Source organism: Brevibacillus sp. (assembly GCF_003521185.1).
GTDB lineage: Bacteria > Bacillota > Bacilli > Brevibacillales > Brevibacillaceae > Brevibacillus > Brevibacillus parabrevis.
In genome coordinates, this window is record NZ_DOTK01000036.1 from 23414 (window position 1) to 39210 (window position 15797).

Genomic DNA, 15797 nt, shown 5'->3' on the forward strand with positions numbered 1-15797 from the left:
AAAACCCTCCGGCAATCGCCAGAGGGTTACATGTTTTAGACAGTTTGCTTGCGCGCACTTGCGAGTTGCTTTTGCCGCAAACGCCAAACGAAAAAGGCCGCGCCTGCCAAAAGCACTGCGGAGAGCAAATAAACCGCTCTCGGGCCAAGCCACTGCGCCAGCGCCCCCATCAACAGCGAGGAAAGTCCAAACACCAGCGCATCGATGGTCCCTTTTGCTGACAGAACGTACGGCAGCATCGTCGTCTCCGTCTCCTGCTGCAAAATTGTCTGCTTGCTCACCAGGGCTATCTCCAAAAACGGCCCCAGCGCAAAGGAAAAGAGCAAGGCAGCCAGCGGATACGTCGTACTGCCAAACAGCAAGGACATCGCAGCAGCCCCGCCAACACCTGCCAGCAGCCAGCGATACAGCTGGCGATTCATCTTGTCCGCGTACTTCAGCAGCAGCGTGCCCCCCAAAATGGAGCCGAGCAGGTAGCCTGCATTGATGTAGCCCCACCACTCTTCTCCTCGGCCCAACGCTTCCAGCACGTACGGCAACAAAATAGCCGCAATCCAGACCGCTCCCGAGACGCCCATGACGACATCCAGTGCGACGAGCTGCCGCAAGAGCGGCACATCGCGAATCGCTTTCCAGCCTGTCAGCCAATTTTCCTGCGGCGGCTCGACAACCGTCATGTCTGGAGCAACTTTTTCCGGCTTGACCGCGAGCATTGCCAAAGATGCCAACACATAAGCCGCTACCGTTCCCCACAAAACCGCACTTGCTCCGAGGAACGCCACGAGCAGTCCACCCGCTGCCCAACCGGCAAAATGAACCGTCTGATCGGAAGTCGCAAGCAAGCCGTTCGCCCTGATCAGCTGCTCGCGTTCCACAAGCTGCGGCACCAACGCATTGCGTACGGGATTGGCCCAGCCATCCATAAAGGCAATCAGCCCGCCCAATCCGAACAGCAGCCAGATCGCCTGACCGTTGGTGCCTGCTGTCCTGTCGACAAGCACAGCCGCTGCCGCGAGCAAGCACGTCTTCAGCGCTTGCGACAGCACCAGCATGGACGGAAGCGACAGTCTGCGAAAAAGCAACGGCGCTGTCAAGCCGCTGACCGATTGCGCCGACAAAATGACCACCGGAACAAACGCCGTGTACATGACAGAACCGGATACGGCGTAAATGACCGAAATGAACGCCACAATATAAAAAACATCCCCCAGATTGGCCAATGTCTGACCCGCCCAGAGGAATAGAAAACGTCTATGCCACACGATGCACAACCTCCTGTCGGTTCAGGACATGTTTCCATCGCCCTGACGGAATATGCGATTATTCCTGCCGACCGATCATCACAATGGAGGTGCACCTCTTTTCATCCAATATGTTTTAGTCTATTCCAGAATCTGTAGATTGTACAGTTTTGTTGCGGAAAAAGCTGTAGTACACCCAGCCTGCATTGATGAACAAAAAAGCACTCGTCATAAAAAACACGCCGTTGATGCTTACGTAGCCAGCCATAAAACCGCCGATCATCGGCCCGAGCATGCTTCCGATGCTGACGAAGCTGTTGTTGTAACCGTAGACGCGACTGACCATATGGGATGGCGTGGCCCGCCGCAAAAGCGCATTGACTGACGGGAGCAAGCCTCCCAGCGACAAACCGAGCAAAAACCTTAGCACGACCAGTTGCCACACGGTCCAGACAAGCCCCTGCGGAATAAACAGGATCGCTGCTCCAAGCAAGGCGAACAGCAGCACCTTTTGCGAGCCAAAGCGATCACCCAAGCGCCCGAGCTGCGGAGAAGCAAACACATTGGCAATCCCCATCGCCGCCTGGACGATTCCGGCCCACAGCGCGACTTTTGCTCCTTCTGATTGGACCAGCTGCGATATGTAGATCGGCAATACAGGCACGATGCTGAACAAGGCAAACTGGATCATCACGGTTACAAAAAAGAGCGCCGGCAGCTCTTTGGACGAAAAGATCATTTGAAAATCTTCCTTCAGGCTGGACCGGTCCTTTTTTTCAGGTGGAACGAAGCTCTCTTTTACCGTAAACGTAATGACCAAAGTCGCCAGCAACAGCAGACTGCCTGTAATCAGGAAGATCATGCGAAAGCCGATTTGATTCGCCAGCACTCCGCCAAAAAGCGGTCCCATAATCGTCCCTGCCGTGATAAACGATTGCAAAAGCCCTTGCGCCCAGCCGATGCGCTCTTTCGGAACGGAAGAGGCAACCAGCGCCGTACTGGCCGGGATGATTCCTCCCACCAGTCCGTTGATCAGCCGCAGCGCCAACAGTTGCCACAGACTGCCTGCAAAGCCTGTCAACGCTACCGTGATCGACATGAAGTAGCCGGATCGCAAAATCATGATCTTGCGTCCGTGCTTGTCAGCCAAGTTCCCCCAAATGGGAGAAACGAGTCCGGCGGTCAAAAAGTTGGCCCCGAAAATAATTCCCGCCCATGCTGTCACCTGATGCGGATCGTCAATTCCGAAATCTTGCTGAATGTACAGCGGCAAAAAAGGCATGATCATACTCATCGCCACCATGACGACAAACAGCGATCCGCATAACACGTATAGATTGCGGCGCCATATTTCCATCAGATTCCCTCCATTCCCCCTCGATCAATCCCCAAATCCTGGACGCTCCACAGGCCATAGTACACGCCTTTTTGTTCCAGCAACTCCTCATGCTTGCCCTGTTCCACAATTTGTCCCTCGCGCATGACGATGATTTTGTCTGCATGGGTGATCGTGGACAGGCGATGCGCCACAATGAGCGTCGTGCGCCCTCTGGTCAGGCGATTCAACGATTCCTGGATCATATGCTCCGACTCCAGATCGAGAGCAGAGGTCGCTTCATCCAAAATCAATATTCCCGGATCGCGCAAAAACACCCGGGCGATAGCGACCCGCTGCTTTTGTCCCCCCGACAGCTTCACGCCCCGCTCGCCCAGCTCTGTATCGTATCCTTCTGGCAGCTCGCTGATAAAATCGTGGGCATTGGCGGCGCGGGCAGCTTCCTGAACCATATGTTCATCCGCTTCCGGATTCCCCATCAAAATATTGGCTTTTGCCGATTCGCTAAACAAAATGTTGTCTTGCTGCACCAGTCCGATATGATAACGCAAATTTTGCTGCTTCAAGTCGCGGACATCGACTCCATCGATAGTAATCCGCCCTTCCGTCACGTCCCAGAAGCGCGGCAAAAGGCTGATCAAAGACGATTTCCCGCCACCGGACATTCCGACGATGGCGACCGTCTCGCCAGGTTGAATCGTCAGATTGACGTCGCGCAAAACAAGCGGCCCTTCTTCCCGGTAACGAAACGATACATGCTCAAAGCGAATTTCTCCGCGGATGCGTCCCGTCGCCGGATCAACAGGCAGCTCGCGAGCGTTTGGACTATCCTCAATATCGTACGATTCATCCATGAACTCGAACATCCTGTCCATCGAGGCAATCGCTTGCGTCAGCACCGTGCTGGAGTTGACCAAGCGTCGCAACGGGGTATACAAGCGTTCCAAATACGCGTAAAAAGCCACCAGTGTCCCTACGCTCATGCTTCCGCCGATCACCTGGTAGCCTGCATAGGCGATCACGAGCAATGGCGCGATATCCGTGACGGTATTGACGACAGAAACCGTCCGGGCATTCCAGCGGGTATGCTCCAGCGCTTTGTCCAAAAACTGGTTGTTTTCCTTTGCGAAGCCTTTGCTTTCGTGACTTTCCAGAGCAAAACTGCGGATCAGCGCCATCCCGTTCACTCGTTCATACAAATACCCCTGGAGCCGCGCCAAAGCGGCAGAGCGTTCCCGCGTCAGCTGTCTCAGTTTTTTGTAAAAAAATTTGACAGAAAGACTGTACAGCGGAAAAACGACGATCGCTACAAATGTCAGCTCCACATCCATGGAAAACATGATCAAAAGCGTCAGTACGATCGTAATCAGATCGAGCCACAGGTTCATCAAGCCTGTTTCCACGAAGCTTTTCGTCGATTCCACGTCGTTAATAACCCGGGAAATGACCTCACCCGTCTTCGTGTTGTTGTAGTAACGCATCGACAACCGCTGCAAATGGGCGTACAGCTGGTTGCGGATATCAAACAAAATGCGGCTGGACACCCACTGCGCGAAATATTGGCGGATATACTCGACAGGCGCCCGTACGACCGTAAACATCAAGAACGTCCCGAGCATCAGCCAAAACAATTGTGTCAGCTTATCCTCGCGGGGCATCGAGCTGGGGAGCAGGTCGTCAATGACGTATTTGATCAGGAGCGGCAAGGCAAGCGGAATGGAAAACTTGATGATACCTATCAATATAGTGCCCAAAATTTGTTTCCAATAGGGCATGACATATGCCAAATAGCGGCGTATGCTCAACCAGCATACCTCCTTCCCATAGCAAACTTGGCTGTACCCGATATGTTCAGGCACAGCCAAATTGGTACGATCTTCTTCGCCATTTCCAACTTTCTGACACTACAAGGAAATCCCTCCCCCGAATAACGGGAAAGGGATTATTCCTCATCGTCTCGCACTAAAAGATACCGCTCGTACCAGCGTTGCACGAAGCCGTTTTGAAAAGGGCCGCGGCGCGCGCTTACCCAATCCAGTACCTCTCGCAACGCAGTCTGTACCTTTTCCACGACAAACGGAGGGTAGTTCATCTGTTTGCTGTGCAACAGAAACTCCTCTTCATCGAGAATCGAATACGTCATGTCGGGAAACACCTTTACATCGAGATCATAGTCTATGTAGCTGAGCAGCTGTCCCTTCATGCTGAAGGGCGAACCAATGTTGCAATAATAGTAAATGCCGTCGTCGCGAATCATGGCAATGGTATTGAACCATTGGCCCCGACCAAATGTGCAAATGGCCGGTTCACGCGTACGCCACTCCCGCCCGTCTGCTTCTGTCACCTTGACCCGATCGTTTCCCCCAATCACCACCGCATCACTGGTATGAATCAACGTGGATTTGTCCCAAATGCGGTGCAGCGAATGATCATGTTTATAACTTTCAATGCGGATATTGGAGCCCGGAGTTGGTGACATGACTCTCCCCTTTCTTCTCTTCTCTTTTGAATGGGGACAAGCCTCCTTTAGGAAGAGAGCTTTTTGGAAAGTGTAACAAATTTTTGTACTTCGTAGCCAAGCGAAAGGTAAAACGGAAGGATCTCCGGATTTGCCTGATTGACCATGATCAGGACGTTATTGACGCCTCGCTGTTTGAAGCGCTTTTCGATGGCAGCCACGAGTTCGCGGCCGATACCGGAACCTTGCATCTCGGGAAGAACAGCCAGCCGGTAAAAATAGGCTCGTGCTCCGTCGATCGTGCCGACCACGACCCCAACAACTTTGCCGTCTTTTTCCGCAACCATAACCAAATCGCTGTCCCATGCCAACTGTTGGGCCAAATCGTTCAACGACACCGTGTCCGATTGGTCCAAGCCCGTCTGTTGCCAGATACTTGTGATAGCCGAATAGTCACCGAGTCGAAACGGACGAATCAGCATACGTTGCCTCCTTCGTAACCTTCTTCCTCTATTGTACAACACATGGACAACTTTGTCTTGTGTAGTGAGACGTCAAAGTCGCCAACTCCTTGTCACCGCTCCTAAAAATCAACTAGGTCAAAAGAGAGATACCACCATCAACGATCAAGGTTTGTCCGCGCACCATCCAAGCCTTGTCGGAAACGAGGAACATCACGGCATTCGCCAGATCTTCCGGCTCGACAATCCGGCCTGCCGGCGTGCGTTCTGCGGAGCTGCCCAGCAGTTCTTCGCGGTTCGGGAAGTGTTTGAGCGCATCTGTATCCACAGCGCCGCCAGATACTGCGTTGACTACGATGTTATGCGGAGCAAGCTCCACTGCCAAATAGCGCGTGATCGCTTCTACAGCTGCTTTGGACACGCCGACTGCTGTATAGTTGTCCAAAACGCGAATCGAGCCGAGGCTGGACAGGCTGACGATCTTTCCGCCGTTGCCACCCTTGATCATTAGTTTTGCCGCTTCTTGCGCGCAGAACAACAAGGCTTTACTGTTAATTTCCATCGTCCAGTCCCAATGGCTTTCTTCCAGCTCCATCAGCGGGCGCAAAACTCCGGAAGCTGCATTGTTGATAAACACATCGAGACGGCCAAATTCCTGGTCAATCTCTGCAAACAGTTCCTTGATTTTTGCCACGTCGCCAACATTGGCTTTCACCAGGTGCACGCGCGCTCCTTTTGCTTCCAGCTCGGCTGCCGCTTCTCTCGCAGCAGTCCGGTTGCGCAAGTAGTTCAAAACCAGGTCGTACCCTTGCTCAGCCAGTTGCAATGCAATTGCTTTTCCGATACCGCGCGTTCCGCCAGTAACCAATGCTACTTTTTTTGTATTCATAATCAGAAATGCCTCCTACTCACCAACTATTAATAGCAGGTACTAATCAATCAAAATCACATTTTTCATTATACAACTCCCCTTCCGCTTTTGCTACCGGAAGCCAAAATCTCGTCTGACTCATTCCTCGCTGAAAAAGCCATACTAAGCACGCGCAAAAACAGAGGGCAGGCATAAGATCAAGGGAGGAATCAAACGATGTACATAGGACGCGACCTGTCCGAATTGACGATGGTCCCGCTTTCCCAGTGGGAAATCAACGAGCTTTTGTACTTTCACGATACGTTTTCCCAGCTCGCCGCATACTTGAGCGCAGAAGGGGCTTCCCTGCACGTGAAGGTCATCCGCGAATTGGAATCACGCGGGCCAGTAGGCGGCGACAGCGGTGCCTGGGATCACGCCTCCAAACCGATTTACGATTGATGTTTGATGCTTGAAAAGGAACGGGCAATAGCAAAAAGCCCGGCGGCAAGAGAGCGAATCACTCCTGCGCCAGGCTTTTTCCCTATATCTTGAATTTGCCAATCTGATCTTGCAAATCTTCTGCCAGTCGCTCCAACGACATCGCGGAAGAAGCGATCTCTTCCATCGAAGCCAGTTGTTCCTCGGCTGCTGCGGAAACGCTTTGCGTCCCATCGGAAGCTTGCATGGTGACATCGGAAATATGATTGATCAATTCGACCACCAGTTGCGTCTGTTCGGATATATCGTGCGACGCTTGCGAGACTTGTTCGATTTTGTCCGCCACATCTTCCACCGCAGACTGGATTTGTTCAAATGACTTCCCGGCCTCATTCACTTTGCCGATTCCTTCGGTTACTTCGCGTTTGCTCTGCTCCATCACATCGACGGCATGGTCGGTCTCTTGCTGGATCGCTTTGATCAGATGGCTGATTTGCTCCGCCGAAGCAGATGACTGCTCAGCCAGCTTTCTTACTTCGTCAGCGACGACAGCGAATCCGCGACCAGACTCTCCGGCGCGTGCGGCTTCGATGGCTGCATTCAGCGCGAGCAAATTGGTCTGGTTGGCAATCGCCGTAATGACATCTACGATTTTGCCGATTTCCTGCGAGCGTACCCCCAGGCTGTCCACCACTTTTGCCAGGCTGAGAATCGACTCGTTGGAAGCGTTCATTTGCTGAACCGCCGACTGTACGGAGCGATTGCCTTCTGCTGCGATGCTTGCTGTCTCTTTGGCTGTGTCGGACACCTCATGCGTATAGCTGGCAATCTGGGCGATTCGCTGCGACATCTGCCCGACTGCATCGGTGCTTTTTTGTGTATGCGATACTTGCTGTTCTGTTCCCGTCGCCATATCCTGCATCGTCGTGGCAATCTGCTCTGTCGCCTTGCTCGTCTGGTCAGCGCTTGCCGACAGCTCCTCTGCGGAGGCTGCGAGCTGCTGAACGGAATCATTCACAGAGAATAAGAGAGAGCGAAGCGATTCCGCCATATGGTTGAACGTTTTGGCCAAAACGCCCAACTCGTCGTCGCTTTTCACTTCCACCTGCTGGGTGACGTCTCCCTCGCTCATTTTTTTCGCGGCTGCTGTCAGTTGTTGCAACGGGCGAAGCAAGGAGCGCAAAATGCCAAACACAAGCCCTGCCCCAATCACAATCGTGATCGCAATTACCAGCATTGTCCGGTAAAAAATCGGGCTGGCCGCATCCGCTGCTTCCGTCCTGTACATCACGCCCATCAGCTTCCATCCCGATTGATCATTGGTGACAAAAGCTGCTTTGGCTTCCTTGTTCTCATCTGTGAAGTCAAACGTCCCTGCCGCTTTGGCGTACAGATCGCCAATCCAAGGCGCTGTCATGTCTGAGCCAGGTGTTCCTGTCGGATGGATCAACAGCTTGTGGTTGGCATCGAGGATGGTCATATAGCCATTCGTTCCGATTTTCGCCTGCTTCACCGTTTCGTTCAGGGCGGTCAGCTGAATATCGATCCCGAGCACGCCGGAGCGGTCAGGCAAAGCTTTGGCTACACCCACGATCACATTGCCCGTAAATGCGTCGATATACGGGTCGGTAATAATCGATTTGTCAGGCGTCTTCATCGCTGCTTGATACCACGGACGCTGGCGCGGATCATAGCCGTCGGGAAGCTTGGCGCCAGTCGCTGTCAGCATGTTCCCTGTTTCATCTCCGACGTACGCTTCCCCAATATCCGGGTGCAGCTTGAGGAAAGTTTGCAGCTTCTTATGCAGTTCGTCTCTCGCCTGATCCACCAGGTCAGCTTTTGTCAAATCGGACACGATGAATTGCAGGTCTCTGGATTGGGCTTCCATTGTACGGTCAATCAGCTCGTCCACCAAGCGCACATTTTCCGATGCTGTCGTCAGCAGTTGCTCTTCAAGACGATCCTTTGCGCTCTGGTACGAAAGCAGACCAAGAGCGAGTACAGGTATAATCAAAATAAGGGAGAACGAAGCAATCAGCTTGGCTCTGACAGTCAATCTTGGCATTTTCATCCGCATTTCCACACCTTTTCGCATAGTCTCGTTGTCAGATATACTTACCCATTATAGCAAGCATTTTAAACCAAAAATCGCCCGCAACTTTATTTTTTATTATATTTTATTATTTTCAGAATTAACTTTCTTTAGAATTTAGGTAAAAAGTGCTTTACAGCAAGAAAAAAATGCCATATTCTAAGGTTACGTTTTACACCACTACTACTCGAAGGAAGGAGGATGCAACATGATGATGAATGTATGGGCTTTTGCATATGATTTCGCTGATCGTCTTATCGTTGCAAAAACTGCATATAGAAGCGCCTCCTGGTCCGACGAATTGTAGATGTATTCGTATCTTCAACATTCTCTTTCGTCAATTACCAGACCATGGGCGTAGTAGCTTGTGGTCTTTCCTTTTCTTCGTGCGCCCAAAAGACCGCAGGCATCAGCCCGTGGTCTTTTTCTTGGCGACAAACATCCAATTTTTACCAATGAGAGGAGGTGATTTGGTATGGTACTGAATTTCTTGTTTTTCACCATCAAGATCGAACGCAACCACGTTCAACCAGAACAACGCCTGGCTGCCTATGCGCGCACACGTTATTTGGAAGAACGCGCTGAGGCTCACGCCTTTGAAGCAGCCCAACACGTTAGCCGCATCTAATTTCGTCTTCACATTCCAAACCAGGAGGGATTTCAATGAAAAATAAACAAAGACGTCAGATGATGAGATTTACAGGAGTCAAAGCGATAGATGGCGACTAACTGCACGATTTATCAGGGATGGGAGGTGGATTTTCATGCACATTCCAATGATTTTCTTCACGATTATTATCGAGAAGCGGAAATTGACCCCAGAACAGCGCGAGGCGCAATATTTGCAACAACAAGCAATCGCTGAGTGGGAACAACGGAAACATCAGATCGCAATGCAGTTTCCGGAATTTCTGTACAGATAATCGACAACGACAGTCCATGAAAATAACGAGACGGCCATTGCATGGTCGTCCGAATGAAAAAAGCTGCCGAGTTTATCTCGACAGCTTTTTGGCTTCCTGTCCTACTTGCTTTTTTGTCCGAGCAATTCCCTGATTTTGTGATGGGCCATCGGAAACGTGTACGTGTCCAGCTCACTCCAGGCCGCAAACCTGGCATGAGCGGGCAGCTTGTCTCCGTCAATCCAGTCACAGGACCAAACCTGCATATTCCACTGCAAATGCGAAAAGATGTGCTGCACGGCACCGAGCGGTTCCAGCACTTCGATATCGATTCCGAATCGTTCGCTGATTCCGCTGGCGAGCGCCTCTGCTTTGGCACTGTCTTTTTGCTGCTCCGTCTCCACCATGGGAAACTCCCACAGGCCAGCCAGCAGCCCTTGCTCCGGCCGTTTGTTAATCAGCACCTTGCCATCGCGAACCACGATTGCCACCTGCAAATCGACAGGGCGCGGAGGTTTTGCCTTCCCTTTGATCGGCAGTTCCTCCTGTACCCCTTCCTTGCGGGCCATGCAGTAATCGAACACAGGACAGGTCAAGCATTGCGGCGAGCGCGGCACACAGACCATCGCGCCCAGCTCCATCAAAGCCTGGGTGAAATCACCTGCTCGCCCTTCCGGAATGACTTGGCGCACGAGATGCTCAATCTTGATCCGGGTGGCGGGCTTGGCAATATCATCCGACAGGTACAGCAAGCGGGAAAAGACGCGCATGACGTTTCCGTCGACAGCCGGCTCCGGCTTTCCGTAGGCAATGCTTAAAATCGCACCCGCTGTATACGGCCCCACGCCTTTCAGCGTGGCGATCTCTTCAGGCGTGTCAGGCACGACGCCGCCATAGCGAACGGTTACCTCGCGAGCAGCAGCCTGCAAATTGCGAGCGCGGGAGTAATAGCCAAGTCCTTCCCACGCTTTGAGCACTTCTTCTTCTGGTGCATTTGCCAAATCCGACACCGTCGGAAATTTCTCCATGAAATTCGCATAATAAGGTTTAACGGTTTCTACCCGCGTCTGCTGAAGCATGATTTCCGACACCCATACACGATACGGGTCGCGGTTGATCCGCCACGGCAAATCCCGCTTTTGCGAGTCGTACCAGGCCAACAAATCCTGGGCGAAACCGAACACATGAAACTCTTCGGGAAGAGTGTACTGCAAGCTGTTGTCTTTTTTTCTTGCCATGTCTTTCTTGTCTGCTCCTTTTATTTTGGATACTCGGCGGGGCGAAACGCCCAGACGTGCAGCTTGGCCGCTCCGCCCGTTATACAGTCGCAAAACTGCTGATCCGCCAAACGGTGTGCTTTGATTTGTTCATATTCGTGTACAGTGGAAACGTCAAAAGTTTCCACAAACAATCCCGGCTGATCAAGCCCCTCGAAGGAGCGATATTCGCGTGCTCCCCATGCTGCAAGCCGCGAAGCCATGGATGCAAGCAGTCGCAAAGCCTGCTCCCGTTTTTCCGGTTGCAGCTTGTATTCGATAAAGACAGTTAGCATACGACTTGTCCCTCCTTGATCTATTCATCATACCCTTTTTGCAAAAGCGGGAACAAGCTCACAATTTTTTTCAGCAGAGGGGGGAATTATGTCATCTCTCACGCTATAATAAACATAACAACAGCCTGGAAGAAAAGGAGGAAGACAACGATTCCATGGATACAGCCACTCACTTTGCCATGGGCTTCGGATTGGCCGGGCTCGCCTACCTCGATCCTGTCGTAGCTTCTTCTCCATCGCTTGCAGCCGCCGTGATGATCGGTACGGTCATCGGCTCGCAAGCACCTGATCTGGATGGGTTGGTTCGCCTTCGCGGCACTGCGGCCTACATTCGCAATCATCGAGGCGTTTCCCACTCTGTACCTGCCCTGTTTCTCTGGTCGGGAGCCATTTTTGTTCTCATACAGGCCCTGATGCCGCAAGCCTCCTGGCTCCATTTGCTGGGCTGGATCTTTTTGGCCGTCTGCCTGCACGTTTTTGTCGACTTGTTCAATTCCTATGGCACAAAGGGTTTGTATCCGTTTCGCGATAAGTGGGTTGCCCTGAACGCCATTTTCATTTTTGATCCGTTCATTTTTGCCGCTCATCTCGTCGGCTTCATGCTCTGGGCAGCGGGCGCGCACCCTGGCCGATCCTTTTTGCTGATTTACCTGGTGATTGCGGGCTACTACTATTGGCGCTGCCAGGTGCAAAAGCGGACGACAGAGCAAGTTCGCGCGCGAATCGGCAAGCCGGGCATGTACACGATTATTCCTACCCTGTCCTGGACATTCTGGACTTTTGTTGCCAAAACGGAGCAGCACTGGTATGTAGGCGAGGTGAACTCCGGCGATGTCAGTATTTTGGACACATTTGCCATCAAACCCGAGAGCGAAGTCGTTGCCGCTGCCAAACAAGATTCCAAGGTGCAATCGTTCCTCGCCTTCACCCACCACGTCCACGTGGAAACAAAGGAACAGCCCTTCGGCTATGAAGTCAAATGGATCGACCTGCGCTATCGCTCCCGCTTCCAAGGGAAAAGCCACTACATGTTCGTCGCCGTTGTCCATCTCGATCCTCAACTGAACATCCGCGATTCTTTCGTCGGCTGGATTCACCGCGGGGAAGAGCAGCTTGCCAAAAAGCTCGATTCCAAGCGACAGCTGGGATAATCGCACACCGCACAGCAACTGAATACTGAATCAAAACCGCTCTTGAGAATGGAGCGGTTTTTCTATATCTGAATCTGACCTGCTCGATTAAGCCTAAACTGCACCTTTTTCCCAAGTCAAAAACCGACTACGATCAGGCTACATCGAAAAACAGAACTGTCTGACTGGGGGATTACCAATGATACCTATCCGCTATTCCAAACGCACCATTACTGATCAGGAGCAGATCGCTTCGTTTTTGCACACAGCAAAAGTCGGCCACCTCGGAATGTCCAACGAGCGCGAGCCGTATATCATTCCGCTCAATTTTGCCTGGTGGAACGGCTGTATTTACTTTCACGGCGCAGACTCTGGGCGAAAGATCGAGATGATCAACGAAAACAACCGCGTCTGTTTCAGCGTTTGCGAAGAGCACGGCACGATCGCTTCGCCTGTTCCGGCGCATATTGATACCGCTTATATGAGCGTGTTTTTGTCGGGTACGATCGAGCGCGTGCAGGAGCCGGCTGAAATGCGCGATGCGATGCAAGCGATGATCGACAAATACGTGCCAGGCTACTTTTCCGATCCGCTGCCTTTGCAGCACGTGCTGAAGTATCGCTCGTCCATGGGCAGCGTAACCGCTATTTTTCGCATCACCCCGGACACGCTCACGGCCAAAGGCAATCCAGGCTCGGAAGAAAATCAATTTTATCCGGGTAGAAAAGTAGAAATGGATGTGTAACAAAAACGACACGCCCCTTCCTTGGGAACGTGTCGTTTTCTTTCGTCTGTCCGCAACGTATTTAGCGGTTGTACGGGGCAAACATGCCTGTCGAGATGGCGATGCGGTTCCAGCTGTTGATCGTGTTGATCGCCATGATCAGCGCCGTGTACTGATTCTCGTCAAAATGCTCTCTTACTTGCTGGTAAAGGGCGTCGGGAACGCCGTCTTTCGTAATCAGCGTCACTGCCTCGGTCAAGGCGAGAGCCGCACGCTCGGCATCCGTATAAACAGCGGACTCGCGCCAAACGCTGAGCAAATAAATGCGTTGCTCTGTCTCGCCGAGTTTGCGCGCGTCTTGCGTATGCATATCCATGCAAAAGGCGCATCCGTTTATTTGCGACGCACGAATTTTGATCAACTCGATCAGCTTTTTGTCGAGGCCGCTTTCGTTCACGAATTTTTCCAGTTGCAGCATGGCTTGGTACGCTTGCGGGTTTGCCTGGCGATAGTTGAATCTTGTTTGCATGTTCATCTTTCCTCTCCACTCGAATGTGATCTTTCAACCTCAAAGACGAGTGGCTTTCCGGTTTTGTGACCGATTGGAAAAATTACTTTTGCAAATGCGCCAATTTGTCCGGGTTGACGACCATGAACAGTCGCTCGATCCGGTCTTCCGCTTGATTCAGGCTGATTTGAAGCGTCATTTTCACTTGGCCTTCGGAAATGACGACGATGCCATCCTGGCCGTTGATGGAGCGAATCTCCATGTGCGAATGATCCGCCCAGCGCGGCCAGACACCTTTCCAGAACGAGGCCACGCGGCGATTGGCGAAAATCGGGCGCAGCGCAGCCCTGGCTTTTCCGCCCCCGTCGCTGACAAGCACGGCATCCTGCGTCAAAAGCTGTACCAATGCACTCGCGTCTGCTTTGGAAATCGCATGCATCAGCTGTTCAATCAGCTTTTTGGCTGGGGCGGGTACTGCTGTGACTTGCAGGCCTGGCTCTTTCAGCCTTTGCTGTGCGCGGCTGTACAGCTTGCGGCAACTCGCCTCTGTTTTTTCCAGCAGGTCAGCGATCGTTCGGTACTCAAAGTCGAGGGCTGCGCGCAGCACGTAGACGGCCCGCTCCGCCGGAGACAGCCGATCGAGCAAGACAAGCAAGCTGTAGGATACGTGCTCCTGCGCGATCACGGTTCGCAACGGGTCATTCTCGCCGCCGTCGTCAAACAGCGGTTCGGGCAGCCATTCTCCTACGTACTGTTCGCGTTTCCAGCGCGCTGATTTCAACGTGTCCAGGCAACGGTTTGTCACGGCTTTGCACAAATAGCTTTTGACGTGTTGAATATCGTTGATGTCAACGCCCGCAAGCGCAACAAACGTCTCCTGGACAATGTCCTCGGCCTCCGCGACAGAGCCTGTCATCTGGTAGGCGAGGGTAAACAGCAATCCTTTGTATTGGAGATAAACTTCTGCGATCCCCACGCTCATTATTTGGCTTCACCAAACTGCCAAATCGTATGGCTCAGGCTGCCGTAACGAAAACTCATGTGCAGTCGCTTGGCGGTGCGCTCGTCATCTGCTGCTCCCATCACGTAAAGGAGCGGCACAAAATGTTCGCTGCCATAGGCAGGAACCGCTTTTTCCGCGTGCGGCGCAAGCTCGCGATAGCGGGCCAAATCGTCCACTTTCCATCCGCTCAAGGACTGATGCAGCCATTCTTCAAACTCCAAGGCCCACTCGAAAGCGCGTCCTTGCGCTTCACGCATGTCGATGTATGAAAAGTTATGAACGGTTCCACCCGAGCCAATAATCAGGACGTCTTTTTCCCGCAGCGGGCTGAGCGCTTTGCCGATCATGTATTGCTGCGCAACAGTCAGATTCGGATTGACGGACAGGGCAACTACCGGAATATCCGCGTCCGGGAAAATATGGCGCAAAACTACCCAATGCCCATGATCCAGACCTCGTGTCGTATTTACCGTGACAGGCACGCCTGCATCACGCAGCAATTGAACCGTCTCATCGGCAATCTGTTGGTCGCCTTTTGCCGGATATTGAATTTCGTACAGTTCTTGCGGAAACCCGCCGAAATCGTGGATCGTCGGGAATGTCTCCATCGTGCCGACCATCTGGTCAAATGCTTCCCAGTGGGCAGAAAACATGACGATAGCGCGCGGACGGCGCGGAAGCAGGCTGGAAATCTGATGCATGGCTTGTGTATAGGAATTGTTTTCGATAGCAAGCAGCGGAGCGCCATGTGCAACGAAAAAGGATGGCATCATGAGAAACACTCTCCTCTATAGTTTTTAAATAAGGTTACTTTTAGTAAGTATTATAACTAATATTTGTTCTCATGGCTATCCTTTGCGGAAAATAAGTTTTCTTGCTTACTTGATTCTGCGATTCTGCAGCCGTTCGGGGCAGATGGCTTGAATTGGCTCGTGTTATGGACAGCTTACACTTTTCCGGCGAATGATAAAAGCTTGCTCGGAGTGATGCTTTGTAGTCTGCTTCATCGATACTTTAGGCGTGGCGAGGAAAGTGACGAATCGCTGTAGCTTCTTGGGATACCCTCTGTGGGCCTGGACTGCACGGCTCCGGGGAAAAA

At 52.2% G+C, this 15797-nt stretch carries 17 protein-coding genes; 5 read left to right on the top strand and 12 right to left on the bottom strand.

What is annotated here, in order from left to right; all coding sequences use genetic code 11:
- Nucleotides 1-35 precede the first annotated feature (35 nt).
- The 6 genes from DEP07_RS10025 to fabL all read right to left on the bottom strand — a co-directional run bounded on the left by DEP07_RS10025 (nt 36) and on the right by fabL (nt 6385).
- Entirely contained in the window at nt 36-1262 is a 1227-nt protein-coding gene (locus tag DEP07_RS10025; RefSeq protein ID WP_287102426.1) for an MFS transporter, read from the bottom strand.
- A gap of 115 nt (nt 1263-1377) precedes the next feature.
- Nucleotides 1378-2598 (bottom strand): MFS transporter, encoded by a 1221-nt coding sequence (locus tag DEP07_RS10030; protein ID WP_122966140.1) that lies wholly within the window; start codon nt 2596-2598, stop codon nt 1378-1380.
- The gene (locus DEP07_RS10035; RefSeq protein ID WP_280649060.1) at nt 2598-4382 is read right to left on the bottom strand and encodes an ABC transporter ATP-binding protein; all 1785 of its coding nucleotides are present in this window, start codon (nt 4380-4382) and stop codon (nt 2598-2600) included. Before DEP07_RS10035 ends, DEP07_RS10030 begins: the two co-directional genes overlap by 1 nt.
- A gap of 137 nt (nt 4383-4519) precedes the next feature.
- On the bottom strand, nt 4520-5056 hold the full coding sequence (locus tag DEP07_RS10040) for a DUF402 domain-containing protein (protein ID WP_005827695.1): 537 nt from the start codon (nt 5054-5056) through the stop codon (nt 4520-4522).
- A gap of 47 nt (nt 5057-5103) precedes the next feature.
- Nucleotides 5104-5517 (bottom strand): GNAT family N-acetyltransferase, encoded by a 414-nt coding sequence (locus DEP07_RS10045; protein ID WP_063228750.1) that lies wholly within the window; start codon nt 5515-5517, stop codon nt 5104-5106.
- 112 nt (nt 5518-5629) lie between these two features.
- The gene (gene fabL, locus DEP07_RS10050; RefSeq protein WP_063228751.1) at nt 5630-6385 is read right to left on the bottom strand and encodes an enoyl-[acyl-carrier-protein] reductase FabL; all 756 of its coding nucleotides are present in this window, start codon (nt 6383-6385) and stop codon (nt 5630-5632) included.
- A 198-nt stretch (nt 6386-6583) separates the two neighbouring features.
- Between fabL and DEP07_RS10055 the strand changes: the two genes are divergently transcribed.
- Nucleotides 6584-6808, top strand: coding sequence for a hypothetical protein (locus DEP07_RS10055; protein WP_173598639.1), 225 nt, complete (start codon nt 6584-6586; stop codon nt 6806-6808).
- Between the two features lie 82 nt (nt 6809-6890).
- Here DEP07_RS10055 and DEP07_RS10060 read toward each other — a convergent pair whose 3' ends face one another.
- Nucleotides 6891-8858, bottom strand: coding sequence for a methyl-accepting chemotaxis protein (locus DEP07_RS10060; protein ID WP_122966143.1), 1968 nt, complete (start codon nt 8856-8858; stop codon nt 6891-6893).
- A 496-nt stretch (nt 8859-9354) separates the two neighbouring features.
- On the opposite strand from DEP07_RS10060, the gene DEP07_RS10065 reads away from it, so the two are divergent.
- Entirely contained in the window at nt 9355-9507 is a 153-nt protein-coding gene (locus tag DEP07_RS10065; protein ID WP_167470372.1) for a hypothetical protein, read from the top strand.
- Nucleotides 9508-9643: 136 nt separating this feature from the next.
- A complete protein-coding gene (locus tag DEP07_RS10070) occupies nt 9644-9802 on the top strand; it encodes a YrzI family small protein (protein WP_122966144.1) in 159 nt (52 codons plus the stop codon).
- A gap of 101 nt (nt 9803-9903) precedes the next feature.
- Here DEP07_RS10070 and mutY read toward each other — a convergent pair whose 3' ends face one another.
- On the bottom strand, nt 9904-11019 hold the full coding sequence (mutY, locus tag DEP07_RS10075; protein WP_122966145.1) for an A/G-specific adenine glycosylase: 1116 nt from the start codon (nt 11017-11019) through the stop codon (nt 9904-9906).
- A 20-nt stretch (nt 11020-11039) separates the two neighbouring features.
- Complete coding sequence (locus DEP07_RS10080; RefSeq protein ID WP_122966146.1) at nt 11040-11333, bottom strand: hypothetical protein; 294 nt, start codon at nt 11331-11333, stop codon at nt 11040-11042.
- Nucleotides 11334-11488: 155 nt separating this feature from the next.
- On the opposite strand from DEP07_RS10080, the gene DEP07_RS10085 reads away from it, so the two are divergent.
- Nucleotides 11489-12484: a metal-dependent hydrolase gene (locus tag DEP07_RS10085; RefSeq protein ID WP_122966147.1), complete on the top strand. Its 996-nt coding sequence runs from the start codon at nt 11489-11491 to the stop codon at nt 12482-12484.
- Nucleotides 12485-12662: 178 nt separating this feature from the next.
- Entirely contained in the window at nt 12663-13208 is a 546-nt protein-coding gene (locus tag DEP07_RS10090; protein ID WP_287102427.1) for a pyridoxamine 5'-phosphate oxidase family protein, read from the top strand.
- Nucleotides 13209-13269: 61 nt separating this feature from the next.
- Here the strand turns inward: DEP07_RS10090 and DEP07_RS10095 are convergent, their stop codons facing one another.
- From DEP07_RS10095 to DEP07_RS10105, 3 genes are all read right to left on the bottom strand, one after another.
- Nucleotides 13270-13716, bottom strand: coding sequence for a carboxymuconolactone decarboxylase family protein (locus DEP07_RS10095; protein ID WP_287102434.1), 447 nt, complete (start codon nt 13714-13716; stop codon nt 13270-13272).
- An 82-nt stretch (nt 13717-13798) separates the two neighbouring features.
- The gene (locus DEP07_RS10100; RefSeq protein ID WP_287102428.1) at nt 13799-14677 is read right to left on the bottom strand and encodes an RNA polymerase sigma-70 factor; all 879 of its coding nucleotides are present in this window, start codon (nt 14675-14677) and stop codon (nt 13799-13801) included.
- Nucleotides 14677-15471: a dioxygenase family protein gene (locus tag DEP07_RS10105; RefSeq protein WP_280649065.1), complete on the bottom strand. Its 795-nt coding sequence runs from the start codon at nt 15469-15471 to the stop codon at nt 14677-14679. The genes DEP07_RS10100 and DEP07_RS10105 overlap by 1 nt, the downstream gene beginning before the upstream one ends.
- Nucleotides 15472-15797: the final 326 nt, after the last annotated feature.

Excerpts from the sequence above, each read along its gene's own strand:
- DEP07_RS10030 (WP_122966140.1), bottom strand. The coding sequence starts at position 2,598 with ATGGAAATATGGCGCCGCAATCTATACGTGTTATGCGGATCGCTGTTT.
- DEP07_RS10040 (WP_005827695.1), bottom strand. The coding sequence starts at position 5,056 with ATGTCACCAACTCCGGGCTCCAATATCCGCATTGAAAGTTATAAACAT.
- DEP07_RS10045 (WP_063228750.1), bottom strand. The coding sequence starts at position 5,517 with ATGCTGATTCGTCCGTTTCGACTCGGTGACTATTCGGCTATCACAAGT.
- fabL (WP_063228751.1), bottom strand. The coding sequence starts at position 6,385 with ATGAATACAAAAAAAGTAGCATTGGTTACTGGCGGAACGCGCGGTATC.
- DEP07_RS10055 (WP_173598639.1), top strand. The coding sequence starts at position 6,584 with ATGTACATAGGACGCGACCTGTCCGAATTGACGATGGTCCCGCTTTCC.
- DEP07_RS10060 (WP_122966143.1), bottom strand. The coding sequence starts at position 8,858 with ATGAAAATGCCAAGATTGACTGTCAGAGCCAAGCTGATTGCTTCGTTC.
- DEP07_RS10065 (WP_167470372.1), top strand. The coding sequence starts at position 9,355 with ATGGTACTGAATTTCTTGTTTTTCACCATCAAGATCGAACGCAACCAC.
- DEP07_RS10070 (WP_122966144.1), top strand. The coding sequence starts at position 9,644 with ATGCACATTCCAATGATTTTCTTCACGATTATTATCGAGAAGCGGAAA.
- mutY (WP_122966145.1), bottom strand. The coding sequence starts at position 11,019 with ATGGCAAGAAAAAAAGACAACAGCTTGCAGTACACTCTTCCCGAAGAG.
- DEP07_RS10080 (WP_122966146.1), bottom strand. The coding sequence starts at position 11,333 with ATGCTAACTGTCTTTATCGAATACAAGCTGCAACCGGAAAAACGGGAG.
- DEP07_RS10085 (WP_122966147.1), top strand. The coding sequence starts at position 11,489 with ATGGATACAGCCACTCACTTTGCCATGGGCTTCGGATTGGCCGGGCTC.
- DEP07_RS10090 (WP_287102427.1), top strand. The coding sequence starts at position 12,663 with ATGATACCTATCCGCTATTCCAAACGCACCATTACTGATCAGGAGCAG.
- DEP07_RS10095 (WP_287102434.1), bottom strand. The coding sequence starts at position 13,716 with ATGCAAACAAGATTCAACTATCGCCAGGCAAACCCGCAAGCGTACCAA.
- DEP07_RS10100 (WP_287102428.1), bottom strand. The coding sequence starts at position 14,677 with ATGAGCGTGGGGATCGCAGAAGTTTATCTCCAATACAAAGGATTGCTG.
- DEP07_RS10105 (WP_280649065.1), bottom strand. The coding sequence starts at position 15,471 with ATGATGCCATCCTTTTTCGTTGCACATGGCGCTCCGCTGCTTGCTATC.